This is a genomic window from Serratia sp. HRI (assembly GCF_010119335.3).
Lineage (GTDB): Bacteria > Pseudomonadota > Gammaproteobacteria > Enterobacterales > Enterobacteriaceae > Serratia > Serratia nevei.
Genome location: NZ_CP083690.1, coordinates 3,632,332 through 3,653,734, shown reverse-complemented (window position 1 = coordinate 3,653,734; position 21,403 = coordinate 3,632,332). Strand labels below are relative to the sequence as shown.

At 55.2% G+C, this 21,403-nt stretch carries 25 protein-coding genes and 1 tRNA gene; 3 read left to right on the top strand and 23 right to left on the bottom strand.

Going from position 1 to position 21,403, the window contains the following annotated elements:
* Nucleotides 1-2: 2 nt before the first annotated feature.
* Nucleotides 3-176, bottom strand: a complete 174-nt coding sequence (locus tag GF111_RS17515) for a hypothetical protein (RefSeq protein WP_165440190.1) — start codon at nucleotides 174-176, stop codon at nucleotides 3-5.
* 613 nt (nucleotides 177-789) lie between these two features.
* On the opposite strand from GF111_RS17515, the gene GF111_RS17510 reads away from it, so the two are divergent.
* Entirely contained in the window at nucleotides 790-1,293 is a 504-nt protein-coding gene (locus GF111_RS17510) for a hypothetical protein (protein ID WP_047729936.1), read from the top strand.
* 263 nt (nucleotides 1,294-1,556) lie between these two features.
* Here the strand turns inward: GF111_RS17510 and GF111_RS17505 are convergent, their stop codons facing one another.
* From GF111_RS17505 to GF111_RS17480, 6 genes are read right to left on the bottom strand one after another with little or no spacing between them, the layout of a single operon-like run.
* Nucleotides 1,557-4,343, bottom strand: a complete 2,787-nt coding sequence (locus GF111_RS17505) for a TOPRIM and DUF927 domain-containing protein (RefSeq protein WP_047729935.1) — start codon at nucleotides 4,341-4,343, stop codon at nucleotides 1,557-1,559.
* A complete protein-coding gene (locus GF111_RS17500; RefSeq protein WP_047729934.1) occupies nucleotides 4,336-4,692 on the bottom strand; it encodes a hypothetical protein in 357 nt (118 codons plus the stop codon). Before GF111_RS17500 ends, GF111_RS17505 begins: the two co-directional genes overlap by 8 nt.
* Nucleotides 4,676-5,272 (bottom strand): hypothetical protein, encoded by a 597-nt coding sequence (locus GF111_RS17495; RefSeq protein ID WP_053056849.1) that lies wholly within the window; start codon nucleotides 5,270-5,272, stop codon nucleotides 4,676-4,678. Before GF111_RS17495 ends, GF111_RS17500 begins: the two co-directional genes overlap by 17 nt.
* Nucleotides 5,269-5,493 (bottom strand): hypothetical protein, encoded by a 225-nt coding sequence (locus tag GF111_RS17490; protein ID WP_047729933.1) that lies wholly within the window; start codon nucleotides 5,491-5,493, stop codon nucleotides 5,269-5,271. Before GF111_RS17490 ends, GF111_RS17495 begins: the two co-directional genes overlap by 4 nt.
* The gene (locus GF111_RS17485) at nucleotides 5,486-5,665 is read right to left on the bottom strand and encodes a DUF4222 domain-containing protein (RefSeq protein WP_047729932.1); all 180 of its coding nucleotides are present in this window, start codon (nucleotides 5,663-5,665) and stop codon (nucleotides 5,486-5,488) included. The genes GF111_RS17490 and GF111_RS17485 overlap by 8 nt, the downstream gene beginning before the upstream one ends.
* Entirely contained in the window at nucleotides 5,658-5,876 is a 219-nt protein-coding gene (locus tag GF111_RS17480) for a host cell division inhibitor Icd-like protein (protein ID WP_224217740.1), read from the bottom strand. Before GF111_RS17480 ends, GF111_RS17485 begins: the two co-directional genes overlap by 8 nt.
* A gap of 151 nt (nucleotides 5,877-6,027) precedes the next feature.
* On the opposite strand from GF111_RS17480, the gene GF111_RS17475 reads away from it, so the two are divergent.
* Nucleotides 6,028-6,210, top strand: coding sequence for a DUF3950 domain-containing protein (locus GF111_RS17475; protein WP_071845364.1), 183 nt, complete (start codon nucleotides 6,028-6,030; stop codon nucleotides 6,208-6,210).
* Nucleotides 6,211-6,402: 192 nt separating this feature from the next.
* On the opposite strand, the gene GF111_RS17470 is transcribed toward GF111_RS17475, so the two are convergent.
* From GF111_RS17470 to xerD, 11 genes are all read right to left on the bottom strand, one after another.
* The gene (locus GF111_RS17470) at nucleotides 6,403-7,212 is read right to left on the bottom strand and encodes an antA/AntB antirepressor family protein (RefSeq protein ID WP_047729931.1); all 810 of its coding nucleotides are present in this window, start codon (nucleotides 7,210-7,212) and stop codon (nucleotides 6,403-6,405) included.
* A gap of 96 nt (nucleotides 7,213-7,308) precedes the next feature.
* Entirely contained in the window at nucleotides 7,309-7,506 is a 198-nt protein-coding gene (locus tag GF111_RS17465) for an AlpA family transcriptional regulator (protein ID WP_071845363.1), read from the bottom strand.
* A 207-nt stretch (nucleotides 7,507-7,713) separates the two neighbouring features.
* A complete protein-coding gene (locus GF111_RS17460) occupies nucleotides 7,714-8,175 on the bottom strand; it encodes a hypothetical protein (protein ID WP_047729930.1) in 462 nt (153 codons plus the stop codon).
* Between the two features lie 15 nt (nucleotides 8,176-8,190).
* Entirely contained in the window at nucleotides 8,191-8,562 is a 372-nt protein-coding gene (locus tag GF111_RS17455) for a hypothetical protein (protein ID WP_047729929.1), read from the bottom strand.
* Between the two features lie 143 nt (nucleotides 8,563-8,705).
* Nucleotides 8,706-9,920 carry an integrase arm-type DNA-binding domain-containing protein gene (locus tag GF111_RS17450; RefSeq protein ID WP_047729928.1) on the bottom strand — a complete coding sequence of 405 codons (1,215 nt, stop codon included), beginning with the start codon at nucleotides 9,918-9,920 and terminating at the stop codon, nucleotides 8,706-8,708.
* Between the two features lie 163 nt (nucleotides 9,921-10,083).
* Nucleotides 10,084-10,157 (bottom strand) — tRNA-Gly (locus tag GF111_RS17445).
* A 147-nt stretch (nucleotides 10,158-10,304) separates the two neighbouring features.
* Complete coding sequence (lysS, locus tag GF111_RS17440; RefSeq protein ID WP_033649459.1) at nucleotides 10,305-11,822, bottom strand: lysine--tRNA ligase; 1,518 nt, start codon at nucleotides 11,820-11,822, stop codon at nucleotides 10,305-10,307.
* Between the two features lie 9 nt (nucleotides 11,823-11,831).
* Nucleotides 11,832-12,930 (bottom strand): peptide chain release factor 2 gene (prfB, locus tag GF111_RS17435; protein WP_096242572.1). Its coding sequence is split into 2 segments (ribosomal slippage): nucleotides 11,832-12,854 and nucleotides 12,856-12,930, totalling 1,098 coding nucleotides; the frame shifts between segments, so codons are not numbered across the junction.
* 166 nt (nucleotides 12,931-13,096) lie between these two features.
* Nucleotides 13,097-14,830 (bottom strand): single-stranded-DNA-specific exonuclease RecJ, encoded by a 1,734-nt coding sequence (gene recJ, locus GF111_RS17430; RefSeq protein WP_038871239.1) that lies wholly within the window; start codon nucleotides 14,828-14,830, stop codon nucleotides 13,097-13,099.
* Between the two features lie 6 nt (nucleotides 14,831-14,836).
* Nucleotides 14,837-15,553 carry a bifunctional protein-disulfide isomerase/oxidoreductase DsbC gene (dsbC, locus tag GF111_RS17425; RefSeq protein WP_038871236.1) on the bottom strand — a complete coding sequence of 239 codons (717 nt, stop codon included), beginning with the start codon at nucleotides 15,551-15,553 and terminating at the stop codon, nucleotides 14,837-14,839.
* Nucleotides 15,554-15,579: 26 nt separating this feature from the next.
* Nucleotides 15,580-16,479, bottom strand: a complete 900-nt coding sequence (gene xerD, locus GF111_RS17420) for a site-specific tyrosine recombinase XerD (RefSeq protein WP_038871248.1) — start codon at nucleotides 16,477-16,479, stop codon at nucleotides 15,580-15,582.
* A gap of 106 nt (nucleotides 16,480-16,585) precedes the next feature.
* Between xerD and fldB the strand changes: the two genes are divergently transcribed.
* Entirely contained in the window at nucleotides 16,586-17,104 is a 519-nt protein-coding gene (gene fldB, locus GF111_RS17415; protein WP_038871234.1) for a flavodoxin FldB, read from the top strand.
* 36 nt (nucleotides 17,105-17,140) lie between these two features.
* Here the strand turns inward: fldB and creD are convergent, their stop codons facing one another.
* The 5 genes from creD to sdhE all read right to left on the bottom strand — a co-directional run bounded on the left by creD (nucleotide 17,141) and on the right by sdhE (nucleotide 21,365).
* Entirely contained in the window at nucleotides 17,141-18,505 is a 1,365-nt protein-coding gene (gene creD, locus GF111_RS17410) for a cell envelope integrity protein CreD (protein ID WP_055312418.1), read from the bottom strand.
* Nucleotides 18,506-18,585: 80 nt separating this feature from the next.
* Nucleotides 18,586-20,004, bottom strand: coding sequence for a two-component system sensor histidine kinase CreC (gene creC, locus GF111_RS17405; RefSeq protein WP_102779448.1), 1,419 nt, complete (start codon nucleotides 20,002-20,004; stop codon nucleotides 18,586-18,588).
* Nucleotides 20,001-20,696, bottom strand: coding sequence for a two-component system response regulator CreB (creB, locus tag GF111_RS17400; RefSeq protein WP_055316660.1), 696 nt, complete (start codon nucleotides 20,694-20,696; stop codon nucleotides 20,001-20,003). The genes creC and creB overlap by 4 nt, the downstream gene beginning before the upstream one ends.
* The gene (locus GF111_RS17395; RefSeq protein WP_047729923.1) at nucleotides 20,696-21,118 is read right to left on the bottom strand and encodes a protein YgfX; all 423 of its coding nucleotides are present in this window, start codon (nucleotides 21,116-21,118) and stop codon (nucleotides 20,696-20,698) included. The genes creB and GF111_RS17395 overlap by 1 nt, the downstream gene beginning before the upstream one ends.
* A complete protein-coding gene (sdhE, locus tag GF111_RS17390) occupies nucleotides 21,099-21,365 on the bottom strand; it encodes an FAD assembly factor SdhE (RefSeq protein WP_019455657.1) in 267 nt (88 codons plus the stop codon). Before sdhE ends, GF111_RS17395 begins: the two co-directional genes overlap by 20 nt.
* Between the last annotated feature and the right edge of the window lie 38 nt (nucleotides 21,366-21,403).

Sequence of the window (21,403 nt, the reverse complement as noted above, 5' to 3'; positions counted from 1 at the left end):
AACTACTCTCCTACTTGTTGCAATGCCTTGCGTATTAGGCCGCGGGCAATATCTTGAAGGGAAGGCGCGACGCCAAGTGGAGATTTACTGCGTTCCTGCTCTTGAAGGCGCTTCATCGCCTCAACGCAATCGTGCTCGATAAGTATTGGCTTGGGGTTGAAGCGGGCATTTTTCATGTATGTAATCCCATGACTGGTTATGCATACAATGATACTTCAGGACGAAAAACACGCAAAATAAATTTTCCATTTAAATAAAAATAAATAGAAAAATATTCTATTAAATTAATGTAAAGTAGTATTTATTTTCATTAGGCAATCATGCATTAACCATTTGAAAGAAATGGATAACGTAATGATTTGGCGTATAAAAAGTGATAACTAAAGTGATGATGGTTAGTCTTGTGATTGTTTATTCATGGGATAGAACCGCCAAGCGGCGGAAGCTGTGCTGTGTGACTTGCCGTGACTCGTCACGCTTTACCATGTGACACGTCACAGCGTCTTGAGCATCAGCTCTCACCAGATCTATGTCTGCCCATACGCAACTTCACCATTGCGGAGCGGTGTGGTGGTTGTTCCAGCCACAATTGTACTTCCTGTTGGCGGCGAGGTGTTTAGGTCGGAAAACCGCGTTCATGCCAAGGGGCGCTAAGGTGCCCAAATGCAGTGCTCTTTCCGTTGTGCCGCAACCGTTAACAACCTGAAGCTGTGTGCAAGATTTAGCTCAGCTTGCGCGAGCATTTTTTATGGTAAGTTATATGGCCCCTACACACATAAAGGATGTTTTATGCGCCCTGACGAATTTTTTTTCCCTCATATTTTCACTTATGAATCCCAGACGTTTTACGGTAACAAGGTTAATAGTAAAAACGAAATATTGATCACTCTAATTGATGAAACCTGCCCTTTTGATATAGGGAAACTCATAACTCTTCAGCAGGGGACAAAAGAGCGGCACTTTGAAATTCTAGATTATGATGTAAATCAAAGCCTTGATATTGACGGCGGCGGTTATCCCTACTTAGCTAGCCTAAAAGTCAGAGCGTTGGATGTAAAGCCCACACCTCAACCAAATGTAACTAGCATTACATTCAATGGAGCAGTACATGCGAGGGGCGATTTTCAAGCTGGCTCTATTAACTCGATAACCAAAAATATAACTATTGAGCAGTTAGCAAAAGCTATTGAAGAAAGTAATGACCCTGAGGTGAAGAGTCTTTGGAGTAAATTGACCAATAACGCTTCATTTGCAGCTATTGCTGCAGGCGTGGCTCAATCATTGCTTGGCTGAGGTAAAAAGCCACCTGCTGAGATGGTGGCTTTACACAACGCCCCTCAACAGAGGCCATATTCGAGTTAATCTAGCAAAAACTCCATCCAGGATGGATATCTAAGATATCAACAAGAAACCCAATAGTTTGTTAGTTCAAAAGTGCCATTTGTTGGTTCAGTGTTAGTTCAAAATGAACGATAATTCTCTTTTAGAACAACCATCTTTACAAGTTGAACCAACTAAACTGACTGAACCAACATATTTTTATCACATGTATAGATTTACTCTTCTGACTGTTCGCCTTCTGGCAAATGATGGATCACGTACACATTAATCTGCCGCCCATCTATGCGCGGTGATTTTCGCTGATAACCCCTTCCACTGGCTGGCAGTGTCAGCATTCCAGCTCCTGCCAAAACTTTGGCAAAATGCTTCGAATTGAAACCCCGTGCTATCTCATCCTCGAAAGCTGCAGGAAACGTATAGAACACCATGGCATCACTATCATGCTTTCCCTTATCTCTGTAGCCAGCCAAATCACGTATAGGAAACCCCTGCGGGTCATAAGGTAGTGGTGCGAAGCGGCTCAAACCGTAGGCATTCAGGAAAGATTCTGTCTGCTCGATAATCTGCTGGTGTTCTTTGTTGCCAGTACCGAACTCTTTGATCCAGGAGTTGAAATTGTGTTGTATCGCGTCTCGGCATTCCTGCTCATTCCATCCAGTAACAACACAGCCGAGAAGTAATGCGGCTTCAAGTACAGCAAACCGCGCCGCTACCCGGTGAACCTGTTCGCCGTAATCTGCCGGGATTAGTGAGCGCCATCGTTCCTCAGCAGCTCTCACCGCAACTATGGCCTGTTGCTTGTGGTCAGCGAGGTGCTTAATCCAATAGCGTCCAGCGGCCCCATAGTTGTGCTGATAGGCATCTTTCAGGGCGTCGGCGTGAGCCTTTCCGTTAGGTGTTTCGTGATGGTGTTGTGACTTCTCCAGCGGGATGTTTAACAGGCGCACCAGTTGTCCTGCCTTCACTTTGCGTCCAGCGGTAGCAATGAAGGTTTCAATGTCCATTTCCCCGGTACTGAGAGCCACTGTACGCCAACGCTTCAAATCACGGTTGCCGCCCTCCTTGGCCCCTTGCAGCTTACCGACGCCGTTAAACAAAGTGTAGGCAGATTTCGCTACACTATCCGGATCAGCACCTTGTCCCACCTCATCAAGCGGCATCAGGCCGTCATTGTGCGCAGCCGCCTCGTTGGCTATCCCTAGCGCGGTACCGAACCACGTCAAGCGCAAGCCATCTGGCTCACCGTACAGACTGCTGGCAATATTGGCGGTCGTAGTCTTACCGGCACTGGATTGCTCGTAGAAGTGGATGCCGAACCCGTCAGCGCCGGCCAGCCCAATTAGTGGGGCTGCCAACGCAGCGCCGATACCTGCCATCATGGACGGGTTTCCCCTAGCCAAGCGCGCCACCGAATCACGCCAGCTTTCTGGCGTTCCCTTGACGGTATATCCGGCTGCCGCGGCACTGCGGCCATTGAATAGTACCGGTCTTTCAGGTGAACCGATTATTTCTCCGTCTGGCATGATATATGCCCCACATTGCCAGCCCGTAGCCTGTGCCACACGCCAGATTTCGCGGGAGCCGCCACACTGCAGCCAGTCGGCTAGTGTCGCCCTGAGCGCGTTTTTTGTGGTCACGTTGACCCCACCCGCCTTAAGTGTTCTCCAACCCTCACGCTCGCCAATATCGGCCAAAGGGATAGCGGCGGTAGTAGGTGTGCTTTCACCCACCGGTAGCCAGCGAATAATCAGGTATTGGTCTTTGTCGTCCCTGCCGGTGCCGATCACTTCCAGCGGCGAACACAACCACGATTCATTGTTGATAACCTCACCACTCACTTGATCTACCTTCGGCGTGATCCAGAAAACGCCGTCCTTGCGGCTCTCAATGCGAGGTTTTAGCGGGTCAGCCTCTTGGTGGTCTTTTTTACCGCCCTCAATGGCTTTCAGTTGGACACTCACACCTTCCCCCTTGGGTTGACACAGTGAATTGTTAAATGCCAGTACAGCGGCTTCTATCCCGTTCTGCTGGCGATAATCATCCCAATCAGCCTTGTACTCTGTCGGTGGTATTGAGACCCACCCAGCGACAGCAGCAGCGGCTTTCTCTGCTGCGATCCGGCCCGTGTTCTTCCTCGGCTTACCGTGCTCGTCCAGTTCGCCCGGTTCGTGGTAGTCGTTATCCCCTGCAATGATGATTTGCGCGTCTGGATACCGGCGGTGCATCGCCTCCGCTACATGTAATAGGTTCCCGGCATCGATCGCGGCTACCGTCAGCGCGTCAGGGTGTATCAGGTGAGCGGTTAGGGTAGTTGCCAGCCCTTCACCAATAATCACCACTTTTGGGTGCTCTGGTCCACCAGCCAGGGTATGGGATGCTCCGCGCTTGGTGCCGTCCGTTACCTGACGTTTCTCACCTGCGGGGGTGATAGTCTGTGCTGCCGTGACTGCGCCGGTTTCATCAGTCAGGGCCACCAGCAAGCGGCCATCTTTCAGTGTGGGGAAGGTGAAGCCGGTCAGCCCCTTAGCCTTAAGATATTCAGGCTCGCTTTCCACTGCATCGACAGTCAGTGATTGCCAGCGCCGGTTAAACTGCTGGCTCTTACGCTCATGATCTGCGGCTTCTGCCTGCCGGCGCTCCTGCTCACGTTGTTGCCGCTCAGCCTCCATTGCAGCCTTGTTCTGGCGAGTAGCTTCTGATCCGGTATCTGCTGCCCGGTAATCGATAGCCAGCACGTCAGCAACCATCCGAGCGGCTTCGGTGGCGTCGCACCGGTTTACTTTCTGGATGAGATCTAACCCGTCACCAGCTCCACATTGGTTGCAGAAATGGGAGCCGCGCCCGTTATCATCGAACCGAAACCGATCACGCCCGCCACAAGCAGGACATGCCACTTGCGCACGTGGGCTAGCGGGAACGTCGATCCCCACCATCGGCAACACATCAGGCCAGCGGTTGGCTGCTAATTTGGTCACTTCGCGGATCAGGTCAATGTTACGCATCATGCCGTTCCCCATTGCCCAATACAGTTGCGTACATATCTTTCTTTATGCACTGCCAGACTGCCAAACCTCGCGGTGTCAGGTTGCCATCGTCTAGGCATTTACTAATCATTTGAATAATTAACAAATCCAACTGCGGGCAATTCAGCTTTAATGCATCCAAAAGGTAAGAATCAACCAAGTCACGGATGCCAGGCACACCCCCCATAATGGCAACATAGAGGGCTTCCCCATCCATGCCAAAATCGAACTGGCAGCCCTTGTTCTGCTGAATTACATAACGATACACAGCAACCGCATACTGGTTTGCGAGAGCATTCAGACGGGGATTTTTAGTGATGAGTTTCATTAGGTAAGCCCTCCGTGATGTAGGCCTGCAAGAATCCCTCATGTAACTCATTCAGTGTGTCGCGCCCAAACGCCGATATACCGACAATATTGCCGTTACTAATTTCAAGCATTTGCTGATAGAACTTAACGATAAACTTTGCGCCCTCTTCAATTCCGTAGCGCTCGATACCAGTACCTTCAATGTTATTCGCGATAGCCAATCGCTCAATCTTCCGGTTTGTCACCATACCGCCATTCTGCCCGTGGAACTCTTCTCTTCCATTTATGGCCACCAAGTCAGCGATGTAAGCATCAGCCACCAGCCAGCGATAAAGCACTACGAGGTTATGTGGGGAATGGTTCTCCGGGATGCCCCCCCACTCAGCTAGCAGTCGCAGCGCCAAAGAACGATTATCATCCCACTCTCCATCATCAGCACGTATCAGTACATCAGCGAACGGGATTACTTCTTGCTCGTGGTATCTGTTATCGCTGTATTTCTGGTATACCTTCACGCCATCATGAATGGCCTCTGCATAGTATTCACCTGGTTGTTCAGTCACTTCTTTTACTTTTTGGAAAGGGATAACGTTGCTCATTCTGTCTCTCCCGCCTTGCTATCATCTGATGATGCGGCATCATCGATAGCCTCATTGCACTGCAATTTACTTAGAAGATTGCTGCCAATGTTTTCTGCGGCATCGACTAAAAAACTCTGGCGTTCGGTATCTTCGACATCGTTAATCGTGCGTAAGATTGCTAACAGGCACTCTGTGTCATGGATAAGTGCCGCGGTGAGAAAATGAGTTGTATTAGTCATAGGTTTTCTCTCCGGCAAAGGTAAATTCAGATTCAAAGCGATTGAGCGGATACGTGCATTCAGCTTGATAACCAGCACGGATAAATATCACGCGATTGAAAATGCATGATTTGATGGTAATGAACTGACCTCGCTTATCTTGATAGCGTTCTTTTGGCATGGGTTTACGCATGGCTTACCTCCTGAATCGGCAGGCGCCCAGCGAATGACAGGATGAAATGAGGGGCTAACACCTGGCGGGCTTCTTGTTCGGTGTAGGCCTCTACAGACATACGGCAAGGATTTGCCTTACGGTCTATACGTGATAACGCCAGAAAGCGCCAGGTGAACTTATTCTGGGTGAGCGAACTCCGCCCGGTTAAGGGTGTGATATGATCTGACATAGCTGCCTCGATACTGATTCTATCGTTGGTAGTAAGAGGCCCGGTTAGTGTTCCACCACTACCGGGCTTCGCTGTATTTACAAAATGATATTGATTTACCACAAAGCGGTAGTTACCATTTGTATCACCATTATAATACCGGTAACTACCAATGCAAGACGAAAAAGAAAAAAAGGCGTTTGACCGCAAAGGCAGCACGATGAAGCACATACGCTTTGAAGACTCACTACTTGAACAAATTAACACCATTGCTGGGCAGGGAAATTTCAGCTCATGGGTTAAAGATTCTTGCCGAGATAGATTGCGTAAAGAAGGAATTGAACCAAAGGGTTGAGCACCTCGACCTAATGAAAATTGGTTACCCAGTAGATTGGTAACATACTGATTTTGTTCATAGCTCAAATTTGAGTCATGACCCCGAAGGGTTACATTAGCAGTGCAGCCCTTCTTCATTTGTGCCAATCCACCAGCGGAACAGTAATGGATACCGCCTAGGGGAAAGGCATCTTTCTGGCTGGAAGCGTGGTTATGCATGCTCTGCCCCTAAACGTTTCGCCATCCAACGTTGTGATAATCGCGCCAGTTCTGCCTTGCGCTGGTGGTAGTCCTGCCCTAACTCGATCAACGTTATGTTGGTGCTTTCCAGATAGGTAAGGTGCTCCAATTGCTCCGCGTTCATGCTGTCACGCGGATCGCCGTCAATTCCGTTAACCTGAGCCCACTGCTTAGCTGACAGCCCACCCAGCACAATCCTGGCAATCATGTTGCTTTCATTGTTGTAGTGGTGCTGTAGCGTCTGCTTACCCTGTTCAGCGCGGGCAGTATCCAAAGCGACACACATTGGCTTAAACAGGTTAGCTGCACCTATGCGAGCCTTAAGCTGGCGACGGAACTGGGCGGCCACTTCTGGCGCACTGAGCTGTAATGCTTCTTCGCACTGAATGAAGTAACGGCGAACGGCACGCCCCTGCTCATTACGTTCAACCATTGCCAACTCTTTAGCCATACCCAGGGTTATCAGGTAGTCATGTTCGAGCTGTTGCCTGGCTTTTGCGCTCGCCCGTTTTGGCGCGCTCAAACTCTCAACAAACATATAATCGGCAGTGGCTATAAATCCATATTGGCTAATACGGCCTTTAATCCAGTTAGTAAAGTCACGGCCTACACCCAGTGTTTTGTGTAATGCCTTCGCGCTCACAATATTACTTTCACGCCCACCTATCCGCCCATGAGAGACCGGCACCAAAGATGCAAAGCTGCTGCCGTTAATATCGCTTTTACTTTCTTTATGATGTGTTTGTCCCCGACCAGTGTTGGCCGTTTTTTCAATATCCATTAGTTATCCCTCGCTAAAGCTTTTCATTGCTGCCGGTGAATATTGAATGCAACTCCCCGCAAGCACCCGCAAAATCTGAACTCCCGATGTTCTTTATCAGGAAACCTCCTTGCGGGATTCAGCAATGCGTTGATTGACCCAGTCATCAATTTCACTTTCAACAAAAGCAATGGCACGAGTACCAATTTTTACGGATGGGGGGAACTTTCCCTGAGACATAAGATGATAGATCCATGCCTTACTGTAGCCTGTGCGACGCTGAACATCATGCAACCGAATGAGTGATTGAGTCATATATACCTCGTAAAGTCTGTTGTCGTTTACAAGACATATCGTCGCACAAAAAAAAGAGAAAGATTCAAAGCCTCAGGCATGAGGGTATTTATACTCAACTTACCCTTAGGGTTGAGGGTAAGTTGCAATATCGTTTTGAATAACTACCCTGAGGGTAAGCCTAATTAGCCCTAGGGGGCAAGAAGAACACCCTTGCCCCTAGGGTTACTATCTCTTTATCGGGCAGGCAACCAGTTCTATAGACTCTGCCTGTCTCTTTGTATAACCTTTGTTTTGTAAATACGTGATGATGGCATCTTGATTTCCGCGAGTAGCTCTATCATTTTCCGGATCGTATTTTTCCCACTCTTTATTCCGTATTTCTATAGCTAACAGCAATGGATCATCACTCCTATACTTCCCTAGTAACAAAGGAATCGCAGCTGAAAGCTTTCTATTTTTTTCTTTTAAAGACTCATTCTCTTGCATGAGTTTTTCTAGTGACACTTTTTCCTCTATACAATTAAATTCATCATATTCAAGTCGTATGCTTTCTTTAATTTCATCTAAGGGTATGTGCAAGAAAACACCTGTACCCTCTAAAAAATTCGCCAACTCATCACGTCTGAAGCCATAGCTATCAAAATAATCAGCTTTTGTATTATCTACACTACCCCAGCCACCAGCCATATTTAACCCTCCAAATCAAAAAGGAATATCATCATCAAAGTCCATTGGTGGCTCTGATGGATTACTCGCCATCAAACCAGAAGGAATTTTATTTACACTCGATTGAATCCTTACTATAGGCACGGCCCCATCCTCCAAGACTATATCGAGAAGACGGTCAAACTCAGGATCCTCATTCCATTCGGTAGGCTCAATATCCCCACGTCTGTTTCGCCAAACAAACTCAGGCAACTGCCTGTTTTTTGTCAACCAAGAAAGCCACTTAGCTATTTCTGCATCAGTAACATGAGGTTGTAGGAGTCTAATGCGTTCAAACAATTCTCTGACCGAAATAAACTCTTGCTCCTTTGCCTCCAGATCAGCAAGGATATTTAAATTATTTCCCATACGCCACCTCGCGTCCTCTAATTTTGGCGGCTATGCCAGTCCGTAGAGGTGTACGGGTTTTCGGGGATCAGCCTAGACATAGCCTATTCTTTGGTAATCTATGCAAGTCTACTGCGGTCTACTATAACTGTCTATGCATCCAGTTATGCTCGTAGTCCAAATGTGCCGTGTACGACATTTTCGCCTTTCTCCAAGGTGTCCATGTAGTCTGCATACCACTGAAGCATCTCCCGCCGGCCATCCAGATACTGGGCATGGTTGTAGGTTCCACGAATGCTGTTCTTATCCACGTGAGCCAGTTGGGTTTCAATCCAAGCGGTGTTATACCCCTGTTCATGGAGAATAGTACTCATTGTGTGGCGGAAGCCGTGCCCTGTGACGCGCCCAGCATAACCAATGCGCCTAACCAGCACATTCATAGCCATTTCACTGATTGGCTTGCTGTGGTGAATCCTGCCTGGAAACACGTAGCTGTAATGGCCCGTCAGGGGTTTTAGCTGCTCCAGAATGCTAATCGCCTGGTCGGATAGTGGTACGCAATGAGGGCGGCGCTTCTTCATGCGTTCGGGTGGAACTTCCCAAAGCCGCTTATCAAAATCAAACTCCGACCATTCAGCCTTACGCAGTTCTCCAGGCCTGGTTCCTGTGATAATAAGCAGACGCATAGCCAACTTAACGATTTGGCTGCCAGTGTATGTATTAAAGACGCGGAAAAACTCGGGCAGCTCGGAAACTGATAGGAAGGCATAGTGTTCTTTTTTATGCGGTGAGAACGCGCTGGCGAGATCCGGAGCTGGGTTATATTCAGCCCTACCGGTGACGATGGCATATTTCCATACCTCCCCGCACCGCTGGCGTACCTTGCGCAATTTCTCTGTTGCGCCGCGCTCATCCAGTTTAGAAAGCGTCCCCATAAGCTCCATTGGCTTTATCTCGGCAATTGGCCGCTGGCCGATGTATGGGAAAACATCGCTCTCAAACGTTTTCATCATCTCTTCGGCGTATGATTCCGACCAGCGATCACGCCGCTTGCCGTACCACTCCCGCGCTATCCCCTCAAAGGTATTGCCGGTAACATCTTGCCGAGCTCGTTTCTGCTGCTTCCTGGCTTCGCTAGGGTTGATGCCCGATACCACCAGCTTTTTAGCTTCATCACGCTTCTGCCTTGCCTCGGTGAGTGAAACTGTGGGGTATGTACCGAGGGAAAGCATTTTGGGTTTGCCATCGAAACGATAGCGAAAACGCCAACCCTTGGAGCCGTTCGGCTCAATGAGTATAGAGAGCCCTCCGCCATCACTGAGTGTATAGGGCTTTTCTTGCGGCTTTGAGCGCCGTAGCTCAAGGTCTGTGAGGGGCATGTGTATAGCTCCGAGGTAAATCAAACGTCCTATACTCATTACTATACACATGGATGTATAGATTTGGGTAGATGTGCGTAGACGTTGAGATAACCAGATTTTACCGGGATACTTGTCTTTACTGGGTTTAGTAGGCTTTGGTGGACGTTGAGAGAAGTGTGTTTGGAGCGGGTGAAGGGAATCGAACCCTCGTATGCAGCTTGGGAAGCTGCCGTTCTACCATTGAACTACACCCGCATCGGTGTGCGACAGGCATTATAACCGGTTATCGGCGGCGGGCAAGCGGAGATGGCGCGTAACTGTCGATGTTTTAAGCGGTTAAGTCCGGTGGGCGAAAAAAAACCGGCGCAGTTGCCTGCACCGGTGGTTTCACGCTAAACGGAATTATTTCTGTGGGCGCATCGCCGGGAACAGAATCACGTCGCGGATGGTATGGCTGTTGGTGAACAGCATCACCATGCGGTCGATACCGATGCCCAGACCGGCGGTCGGCGGCAGGCCGTGCTCCAGCGCGGTGACGTAGTCTTCGTCGTAGAACATCGCTTCGTCGTCGCCGGCGTCTTTGGCGTTCACCTGATCGGCAAAGCGCTGTGCCTGGTCTTCGGCGTCGTTCAGCTCGGAGAAGCCGTTGCCGATTTCACGGCCGCCGATGAAGAACTCGAAGCGGTCGGTGATTTCCGGGTTAACGTCGTTGCGGCGCGCCAGCGGCGACACTTCAGCCGGGTACTCGGTGATGAAGGTCGGCTGAATCAGATGGCTTTCCGCCACTTCTTCGAAGATCTCGGTCACGACGCGGCCCAGGCCCCAGCTCTTCTCAACCTTGATGCCGATGGATTCGGCGATGGCCACCGCTTTGCCCATGTCGGCCAGGTCAGCCAGATCGGTTTCCGGGCGGTATTTCTTGATCGCCTCGGTCATGGTCAGCTTCTCGAACGGCTTGCCGAAGTCGAACACTTCGTCACCGTACTGCACCTGAGAGGTGCCCAGCACTTTCTCGGTCAGGGTGCGGAACAGCGTCTCGGTCAGCTCGATCAGGTCTTTGTAATCCGCGTAAGCCATGTAGAGTTCCATCATGGTGAACTCTGGGTTGTGACGCGGAGAAACGCCTTCGTTACGGAAGTTGCGGTTGATTTCGAACACGCGCTCAAAGCCGCCGACCACCAGACGCTTCAGATACAGTTCCGGCGCGATGCGCAGGTACATGTCGATGTCCAGCGCATTGTGGTGCGTGATGAACGGACGCGCGGACGCGCCGCCCGGGATCACCTGCATCATCGGGGTTTCGACTTCCATGAAGCCGCGTTCCACCATGAAGTTGCGGATAGCCGACATCACCTGAGAACGCACCTTGAAGGTGTTGCGCGATTCTTCGTTGGCGATCAGGTCCAGGTAACGCTGGCGGTAACGGGTTTCCTGATCCGCCAGGCCGTGGAATTTGTCCGGCAGCGGGCGCAGCGCTTTGGTCAGCAGACGCAGCTCGGTGCAGTGGATCGACAGTTCGCCGGTCTTGGTTTTGAACAGCTTGCCGCGTGCGCCGAGGATATCGCCCAGGTCCCACTTCTTGAACTGGTCGTTGTATACGCCTTCAGCCAGATCGTCGCGCGCGACGTACAGCTGAATGCGGCCGCCCACGTCCTGCAGCGTGACGAAGGATGCCTTGCCCATAATACGGCGGGTCATCATGCGACCGGCGACGGTCACTTCTACGCCCAGCGCTTCCAGCTCTTCGTTGTCTTTATCGCCGTACGCGGCGTGCAGTTTGTCGGAGGTGGAGTCACGACGGAAGTCGTTCGGGAACGCAATGCCGTTCTCGCGCAGGCCGGCCAGTTTCTCGCGGCGGGACTGCAGTTCGTTATTGAGATCCAGCGCCTGATCGGCGCCCTGTACTTGTTGTTCAGACATTTCTATTCCTCATAACCCGGCTTTCAAACTTGCCTCAATGAATTTATCCAGGTCGCCATCCAGTACGGCCTGCGTGTTACGCGTTTCGACGTTGGTGCGCAAATCCTTGATGCGGGAGTCATCCAGCACGTAAGAACGGATTTGGCTGCCCCAGCCGATGTCTGACTTGTTGTCTTCCATCGTCTGCTTATCAGCATTTTTCTTTTGCATCTCAAACTCGTACAGCTTGGCTCGCAGCTGTTTAAACGCTTGATCCTTGTTCTTATGCTGAGAACGATCGTTCTGGCACTGCACCACGATGTTGGTTGGCAGGTGAGTAATACGTACGGCGGATTCGGTTTTGTTGACGTGCTGACCGCCCGCACCGGAGGCGCGGTACACGTCGATACGCAGATCCGCCGGGTTGATTTCGATATCGATATCGTCGTCAACTTCCGGGTAGATGAACACCGAGCTGAACGAGGTGTGGCGACGGCCGCCGGAGTCGAACGGGCTCTTGCGCACCAGGCGGTGAACGCCGGTTTCAGTGCGCAACCAGCCGAACGCGTAGTCGCCGATGATCTTGATGGTGGCAGACTTCAGGCCCGCGACGTCGCCGTCGGACTCTTCGATCACTTCGGTCTTGAAGCCCTTGGCTTCAGCCCAGCGAAGGTACATGCGCAGCAGCATGCTGGCCCAGTCCTGCGCTTCGGTGCCGCCGGAGCCGGCCTGGATATCCAGGTAGCAGTCGGCGCTGTCGTACTCGCCGGAGAACATGCGGCGGAATTCCAACTGATCCAGCTTGCTCATCAGTTGATCCAGCTCGGCGACCGCTTCGTTGAAGGTCTCTTCATCGTCGGCTTCCACCGCCAGTTCCAGCAGCCCGCCGACGTCTTCGCCGCCCTGCTCCAGCTGATCGATGGTTTCAACGATGGCTTCCAGCGCGGCGCGCTCTTTGCCGAGCGCCTGTGCGCGCTCCGGCTCGTTCCAAACGTCCGGCTGCTCCAGCTCGGCGTTGACCTCTTCTAGGCGTTCCTTCTTGGCATCATAGTCAAAGATACCCCCTAAGAACCGCAGTCCGCTCGGACAGGTCCTGAATTCGGTTTTTTACCGGGTTAATTTCAAACATGGTTTCGTTCTTTTACGTTGATGTCGTCGATGGCGGAATGCCATTGGAACCGCTAATTCTAACGGATCCGGGCGGCAGTTTATAGCGAGTTGGTCAGTTTTTGTGGCGATCGGGAAGGATGCAGGGGATTGGAGAGCCCAATCCCCGAATTGTGTTCAATTTCGCCTCAGCGCGGCCAAAGATGCTGGATCAGCAGCTGCACGTTGCGGTTGCCGCGAAACTCGTTGACGTCGAGCTTGTAGGCCAATTCGACCTCGCGCACGCTGCTGTCCGGCCACAGCGTGGTGTCCACGTTGAACGCGATGCCGTCGAGCAGCGGGCCGCCGCCGAGCGGTTCCACCATCAGCTTCAGGTGTTTCTCGCCCACCAGCCGCTGCTGCAGGATGCGGAATTTGCCGTCAAAGGTCGGTTCCGGGAACGCCTGGCCCCACGGGCCGCCCTCGCGCAGCAGCTCCGCCGTCGTCAGCGACAGCTCCTGCATCGCCAGTTCGCCGTCGGACCAGATCACCCCTTCCAGCATCGCCGGATCGAGCCATTCCCCCACCAACTCGCCGAAGCGCTGGCGGAACTCGTCGAACCTGGCCTCTTCCAGCGACAGCCCGGCCGCCATCGCGTGGCCGCCGAACTTCATCATCAGGCCGGGGTTCAGCATATCCAGCCGCTCCAGGGCGTCGCGCATGTGCAGGCCGGGCACCGAACGGCCGGAGCCTTTCAGGATGCCGTCACCCGCCGGCGCGAACGCGATCACCGGACGGTGGAAACGCTCTTTGATACGTGAAGCGAGGATACCCACCACGCCCTGGTGCCATTCCGGGTGATACATCGCCAGTCCGTAAGGCAGCTCGGTGCTGGTGCGCTCCAACTGGTCGCACAGCTGCAGGGCTTCCACCTGCATGCCCTGCTCTATCTCGCGTCGCGTCTGGTTCAACGCGTCGAGATCGTTGGCCAGCATACGCGCCTGCGCGATGTCGTCGCTCAGCAGCAGCGCCACGCCGATCGACATGTCGTCAAGCCTGCCGGCGGCATTGAGACGCGGGCCGAGGGCGAAACCGAGATCGTTGGCCGCCAGCTGGCGGGCGTCGCGGTTGGCTACCTCAAGCAGCGCGCGGATGCCCGGACGGCATTTGCCGGCGCGGATGCGGTTTAACCCTTGATACACCAGAATGCGGTTGTTGGCGTCCAGCGGCACCACGTCGGCCACGGTGCCGAGCGCCACCAGATCCAGCAGTTCCGCCAGATTGGGCATCGCCAGCGCGCGCTGTTCGAACCAGCCGCTGTCCCGCAGCCGGGCGCGCAGCGCCAACATCAGGTAGAACGCGACGCCCACTCCGGCCAGCGATTTGGACGGGAAGGCGCAGCCGCGCAGGTTGGGATTGACGATCGCTTCGGCCGCCGGCAGGGTCTCGCCCGGCAGGTGGTGATCGGTCACCAGCACCTGCATGCCCTTGGCGTGCGCCACGTCGACGCCGGCGTGCGAGGAGATGCCGTTATCGACGGTGACGATCAGCTCCGCGCCGCGCGCCGCCGCCTGCTCCACCACTTCGGGGCTCAGGCCGTAGCCGTCTTCAAAGCGGTTCGGCACCAGATAGTCGACGGTTGCGCCGCCCATGCTGCGCAGCGCCAGCACCGTCAGCGCAGTGCTGGTGGCGCCGTCGGCGTCGAAATCGCCCACCACTATGATGCGGCGACCGTCGGCCAGCGCCTGTTGCAGCAGGCTGACGGCGTCGTCGATGCCGTCCAGCTGTTGCCAGGGCAGCATGCCCTTGACGCCGCGCTCCAGCTCCTGCTCACCCTGCACGCCGCGCAGGGCGTAAAGCCGGCGCAGCAGCGGCGGCAAACTGGCGGGCAGATGCGTGTCGTCCGCCGCCGGACGGCGGCGTAGTTGCGTTTTAATACTCACCGGCGATTAACCACCGGCTTTGGTGGCGGCCTGGTGCGCATCCAGCATGGCGGCCATCTCTTTTGGCCCCTGATAGCCCGGGATCATCATGCCGTTTTCCAGAATGATCGCCGGCGTGCCCTGAATGCCGAACTGCACGCCCAGCTCGTAATGCTTGCTGATGTCAGTTTTGCAAGTGGCCGGAGAGATGGCGTCGCCCTTCATGGCGGCGTCGAACGCCTTGGCCTTGTCGGCGGTACACCAGATAGACTTCATGTCTTTCTCAGCCTGGGAAGCCAGCCCCTGACGCGGGAACGCCAGGTAACGCACGGTGATGCCCAGATCGTTGTACTCTTTCATCTGCTGGTGCAACTTATGGCAGTAACCGCAGGTGATATCGGTGAACACGGTGATCACGTGTTTCTCTTTCGGCGCTTTGTAGACGATCATCTGATCTTTCAGCGCGTCCATCTTGCTGCTCAGCAGTTGGTTGGTCACGTTGACCGGCTCTTTGCCGCTGACGTCGAACAGCGGGCCCTGCAGGATGTGCTTGCCGTCTTCGGAGGCGTACAGCACGCCGCTGTCGGTCAGCACGGTTTTCAGGCCGTTAACCGGCGAAGGCTGCACGTCCGCCTGCTGGATGCCCAGGCTGGCGAGCGCTTTTTTGATCGCCGCGTCATCGGCATGGGCGGCACCGGTCACCGAAGCCACCAGCAGAGAGAGCAGCATTAAACCTTTTTTCATTGTTCCAATCCTTTCGAACCCGCCGCTCAGGCGCGCGGGTGATGCTGTTGATGTAGCTGTTTCAGTCGTTCGGTCGCTACATGAGTATAAATTTGCGTGGTCGAGAGATCGCTGTGCCCTAACAACATCTGTACGACACGGAGATCGGCCCCATGGTTCAGCAAATGGGTGGCGAACGCGTGCCGCAACACGTGCGGCGACAGACGTTCGCTGTCGATGCCCGCAAGGATGGCATAGTGTTTGATGCGATGCCAGAACGTCTGTCGGGTCATTTGCTGGCAACGGGTGCTGGGGAACAACACATCCAGCGTCTGGCCGTTGACCAGCCACGGGCGGCCGTGTTCCAGATAATTTTCGATCCAGTAGACCGCCTCTTCGCCCAGCGGCACCAGCCGCTCCTTGTTGCCCTTGCCGATCACCCGCACCACGCCCTGGCGCAGGCTGACGTCGCTGATGCTCAGCCCCACCAGTTCGGAAACCCGCAGCCCGGTGGCGTACAACACTTCGAGCATCGCCTTGTCGCGCAGCTCCAGCGGTTGATCGACGCAGGGCGCCTGCAACAGCGCATCGACCTGCGCCTCGCTCAGATCCTTCGGCAAACGCTGCGGCAGTTTGGGAGAGGCCAGCTGCGCGGTGGGATCGTCGGCGCGCAGTTTTTCGCGATACAGGTACTGAAACAGGCGGCGCATGGCGCTCAGCAAACGCGCCGAGCTGGTGGCCTTGTAGCCGCCCTCCACCCGCTCGGCGAGAAAGGCCTGCAGATCCAACGCCTGCGCCTGCAGCAAGGCGGTGTTTTGATGGCCAAGCCAGGTGCCCAGGGCCTGCAAATCCAGCCGGTAGGAGGCCAGCGTATTTTCCGCCAGATTGCGCTCAAGCCACAGCGCATCCAGGAATTGTTCAATCAGCGCATTGTCTTGCTGTTGCACGCGGTCCTCTCTTTGTTGCATTTCCACCCGCGCCATTATGCCTTAAGCCGACGCAAATCAGGTATACTCGCTGCAATTCTCTAAACAGCAACGTAACGGTTTACACATGAAGATTGGTCTGTTTTACGGCTCCAGCACCTGCTACACCGAGATGGCGGCAGAAAAAATCCGTGAGATTCTGGGTGAAGACCTGGTCGACCTGCACAACCTGAAAGACGTCTCTCCCAAGCTGATGGAGGACTATTCCATTCTGATCCTCGGTATCCCGACCTGGGATTTCGGCGAACTGCAGGAAGACTGGGAAGCGATCTGGCCGCAGCTGCCGGCGCTGGATCTGAAAGGCAAGATCGTCGCCATGTACGGCATGGGCGATCAACTCGGTTACGGTGAGTGGTTCCTCGACGCGCTGGGCATGCTGCACGATCAGATCGCGCCGCTGGGCGTACAGTTCGTCGGCTTCTGGCCGACCGACGGCTTCGAGTTCACCAGCCCCAAACCGCTGAGCGCCGACGGCAAACACTTCGTTGGCCTGGCGCTCGATGAGGTCAACCAATACGATCTGAGCGAAGAGCGCCTGCAGCAATGGTGCGAACAGATCCTGTTGGAGATGGAGCCGCTGCTGTAGCCGCTGTCGGGCGCTGAGCGCGCCCGATTTCCCCGCTTATTTCCACAGACGAAAGCGTGGCTCGTCTTCTCCGGCCGGCGTCTCCTTGGCCAACCGCGCCGGATCCGCCACCTGATACCAGTCCAGCTTGCGCGTCAACAGCATAATGCCCGCCAGAATGGCGAACAGCAGCCCTGCCCCCAGCACCAACGCGTTGTCCTCCGACTGCAACAGCAAATAGAGCACGCCGTACAACAGCAATAGGCTCGCGGCGAACAGCGCACCGCGCAGCTTGCCGCGCAGTACGGCGCTCAGATAGAAGCCGATCAGACCGCTGCAGGCGATGCTGGCCGCCAGGTAAGCGAGAGCGAATCCCAGGTGTTCGGAGAAGGCCAGCAGAATCAGGTAGAACAACACCAGCGCCGCGCCGACCAGCAGATACTGAATCGGGTGCACCCTCAGCCCGGTCAGGGTTTCGAACAGGAAAAACGCCATAAACGTCAGCCCGATAAACAGCAGCGCGTATTTGACCGCGCGCTCGGCCAGCTGATAGTGATCGACCGGTTCGACCAGGCTGGCGCTGAAGGCCGGCAGCTTGTCCTCGTCGATAATGCCATCGTCGTAATGGAACGCACTGTTGATATTGTTGGCGAACCAGGTGCTGCGCCAGCGAGCGCTAAACCCCTGCTCCGTCACCCTGCGTTCGTCCGGCAGGAAGTTGCCGAGGAAATTCGGGTGCGGCCAGTTGCTTTGCAGCTGCAATTCGCTGCTGCGCCCCAGCGGCACCAGCGACAGGCTGCTGGTGCCCGCCAGCGTCAGGGTGAAGTCGGCGTTCAGCCCCTCTTTTTGTTGCAGCGCCGCCAGCGTCAACGGTGCGTGGATCCCCTGGCGCAACGATCCCACGCCGGTGCCCGGTTCAAACGCCACCGGCTGCGGTATTTCCAGAGGAGAAATGCTCTTGATGCCGCGAGAGTCGCTCAGCGCCACCAGCAGGAACGGCTGGCCGAGGGTCACGTTGGCACGTTGCAAATCCGCCAGTTCCGGCTGGCCGAAACGCACCTTGAAGTTCAGCGGCCCCTGGTAAACCTGCGTCTGATAAATGCCCAGTTTACGCACCTCTACTTTCGGCGCCCCCAGCACCTGAAGCGACTCCGGCAGCAAATAGCGGTAATGCTGCACCCGCTGCACTACCGTTTGTCCTTTCTCGTCTTTCTTCTCTTCTCGTTCGACGTAGGGAATGACAATCAACGGGCCGAGCACGCGCTGCGCCCCGCTGGTGCTTTCGCTTACCTGCCCGACCACGCTTTGCCGATAGCCGCTGCGTTCGTCGATCACGCTCATCAGTTGGGCGATGGGGATCAACATCACCACCATCAATCCCAGCAGCGTGGTTATTTTCCAGAAAAGTACCGATTTCATCATGCTCGCTCCTCATAGGTAATAAGGCCACGATAAAACCCGCAGGTGAAATCAGAATGTGGTTATGTGAAGGGAAGGTGAAGTCACAGCGATAACATCAACGTCGCTTCCACCCCGTGCGGCCGACGGTTGCGCAGGTGAATGCCACCATGATGCAGACGGGCGACCTCCTGCACGAAGTTCAGCCCCAGCCCGCTGCTTTTCGGCCGTTCGGCGCGCGGCAGCGAATAAAAACGTTCGAACACCTTATCGAGCGCATAGTCCGGAATGCCGCTGCCGTCATCGCAAACGCTGATGCAGTAATGCTGTTCCCGCCGTTCGCCTCGCACGCTGACGCAACCGCCCGGCGGGGTAAAGTCGATCGCATTGTCCAGCAGGTTGGTCAGCGCCTGGCTGATCAGCAACGCATCGCCGTTCAGCGTCACCTCTGCCAGCGCCTCCAATTGTAACCTGACGCCGCGCTGCGTCGCCTGTACCTCTTTGCCCGCCATCGTCTGGCTGATCAGCGCCGCGATCGCGATGGGCGCGGTCTCCATATCTGGCCGACTCTCCAGCCGCGCCTGCACCAGCAGTTTGTCCACCAGTTGCTGGATGCGTGCGCTTTGCTGCTCGATATTGGTGAGAAAACGCCGGGCGGTCTCCGGCGGCGGCAACTCTTGCAACAGCTCTGCCGCGCCCCTGATCGCCGCCAACGGGCTTTTCAGCTCATGCGTCAGGGTATGTGCATACTGTTCGATATAGGCTTTGCCTTCCAGCTTCAGTCGCATGCTCTCCAGCGCCTGCGCCAGCTGCGTCAGTTCCCGGCCGCCCACTTTGGGCAGCGGCGCGTTTTCTCCCTGCGCCACCCCGTCGGCATAGCGTACCAGCCGGCCTATCGAACGGGTGATCCACCAGACGAATACCGCCCCGATCAGCAGCGCGATCCCCAGCAGCAATGCGCCGGCCCACAGAATGCGCCGTTCACTGCGTTTGATCACCGGCGCCATGGTGCTGTTGGGTTTGCCCACGGTGAGCACGCCGATAATACGCCCTTGTTCTATCACCGGCGCGGCCACATACATCACCGAACTGTTTTCATCCTGCGGGTCGCTGCGGGTACTGCGGGCGCCGTACTGGCCGCGCAGTGTCCGATAAACGTCATTCCAGCGCGAATAGTCCTGCCCCTGTGCGCGGCCGGCAGAATCGAAGATAACTCGCCCCTGGGCATCGGTAAGATAGACGTGGTATTCGCTGCGATCCTTGCGGATGCCGGAGATATTGGCGCCGATCGGCCGCTGGTTCAGCTGCGTAAACGCCTGCGCCAGTTGACCATGCGCCGCATCGCCGCGCTGCATGTCCTGACGGGCGATCTGCGCCAGCAGGTTAGCGGTGTCCACCAGCGTGCCTTCGGTAGCGCGCCGCACGCCGGGCTTCACTTCCTGGACGAAAATGCTCAGCACGAAATACCCGGCCACCGCCACGATCAGAAAATACCCCAGCAGCAGGCGCAGGCCAATTTTCATGGCTGGCGGCTCACGCTGTAGCCCAATCCGCGGTGGGTGTGGATGGGCGGTTCACCGGGCTCCACCGCACGCAGCTTGGCGCGCAGCGTTTTGATGTGGGTATCGACGGTGCGATCCAGGCTTTCTTCCGCCTGCGCCCAAACGCTTTCCATCAGTTGCTGCCGCGAGAACACCCGTCCGGGCGCCAACAGCAGCGTTTTCAGCAGCAGGTATTCGTAACGGGTCAGCGGCAGCGGCCGCTGATGGTAGGAGATGGTGGCCGCGTCTTCGTCGAGCGTGAAAGCGCCGAAATGGTAGCGCGTGCTCTGTTGCAGGCGCTGCTGCTTATGCAGGCGGCGCAAAATGGTGCGCACCCGGGCGCTAACCTCGCGAGGGGAGAACGGCTTGGCGACATAGTCGTCGGCGCCGATCTCCAGCCCGATCAGGCGATCCACTTCATCACTGCGGGCGGTAAGAAACAGAATCGGCAGGTCGGCCGCCTGAGCCAGCAGGCGGCGACACAATTCAAAGCCGTTGATATCCGGCAAACCGACATCGAGGATAGCGAGCGCGGGCGCGCCTTGCGCCAGCGCCTGCAGCGCCGGTTCCGCGCGTTCGAACCAGCGGACTTCGAAGCCTTCGCTCTCCAGCGTGTAAACCAGCGTATCGGCAATGCTGGGTTCATCCTCCACCAACCAGAGTACGGGTTTCATCAGGCCTCCTCGCCGTCACCCACCGGCGGATACAGCAACAGCTGCCGCAGGTGGCGCCACTCCTCTTTGCTCATGCAGTCGGAAGCCAGCCACAGCCGGCGGCGCTTTTTGCCCTCCGTCGGCTGCAGCGTCAGCAGCATGCCGTAACCCGGCATCCACGGTTTTTTCGCCAGCCGCCACTCGCGGCCGTGCCAGCTGAAGCGCCGGTCCGCCAACAGCCGCAGCTCGCCCTGCACCGCGGCGATGCGCTTCTGGCTGCGAATGCACTGAAACACCACCAGCGTCAGCAGCACCAGCCAGAGCGGACCAAAGCCTTCCGGCCAGGGCGAAATCAGGATCAGCAGGATCAGAACGCCGTGGGTCAACAGGGAAAACAGCTGAGTGCGCCAGGAAATGCGGATATCACATCGCCACTGGGCCACGGTCTTTATTTCGCGTTTGGATCAGGGTCACCATTCTCTGCAGCTCGCTGTCCTGCGGCGCGCCATGATTCATCAGCCAGTTGAACAAATCGGGATCGTCGCACTCCAGCAGGCGGATGAACAACGCCTTGTCCGCGTCATTCAGGCTGTCGTATTCGTATTCGAAGAACGGCATGATGGAGATGTCCAGCTCGCGCATGCCACGGCGGCAAGCCCAGTGAATACGTGCTTTGTTGTTAATATCCATGTTGTTATGACTCACCTCTTTTCAGCGCGGCAGCGCCA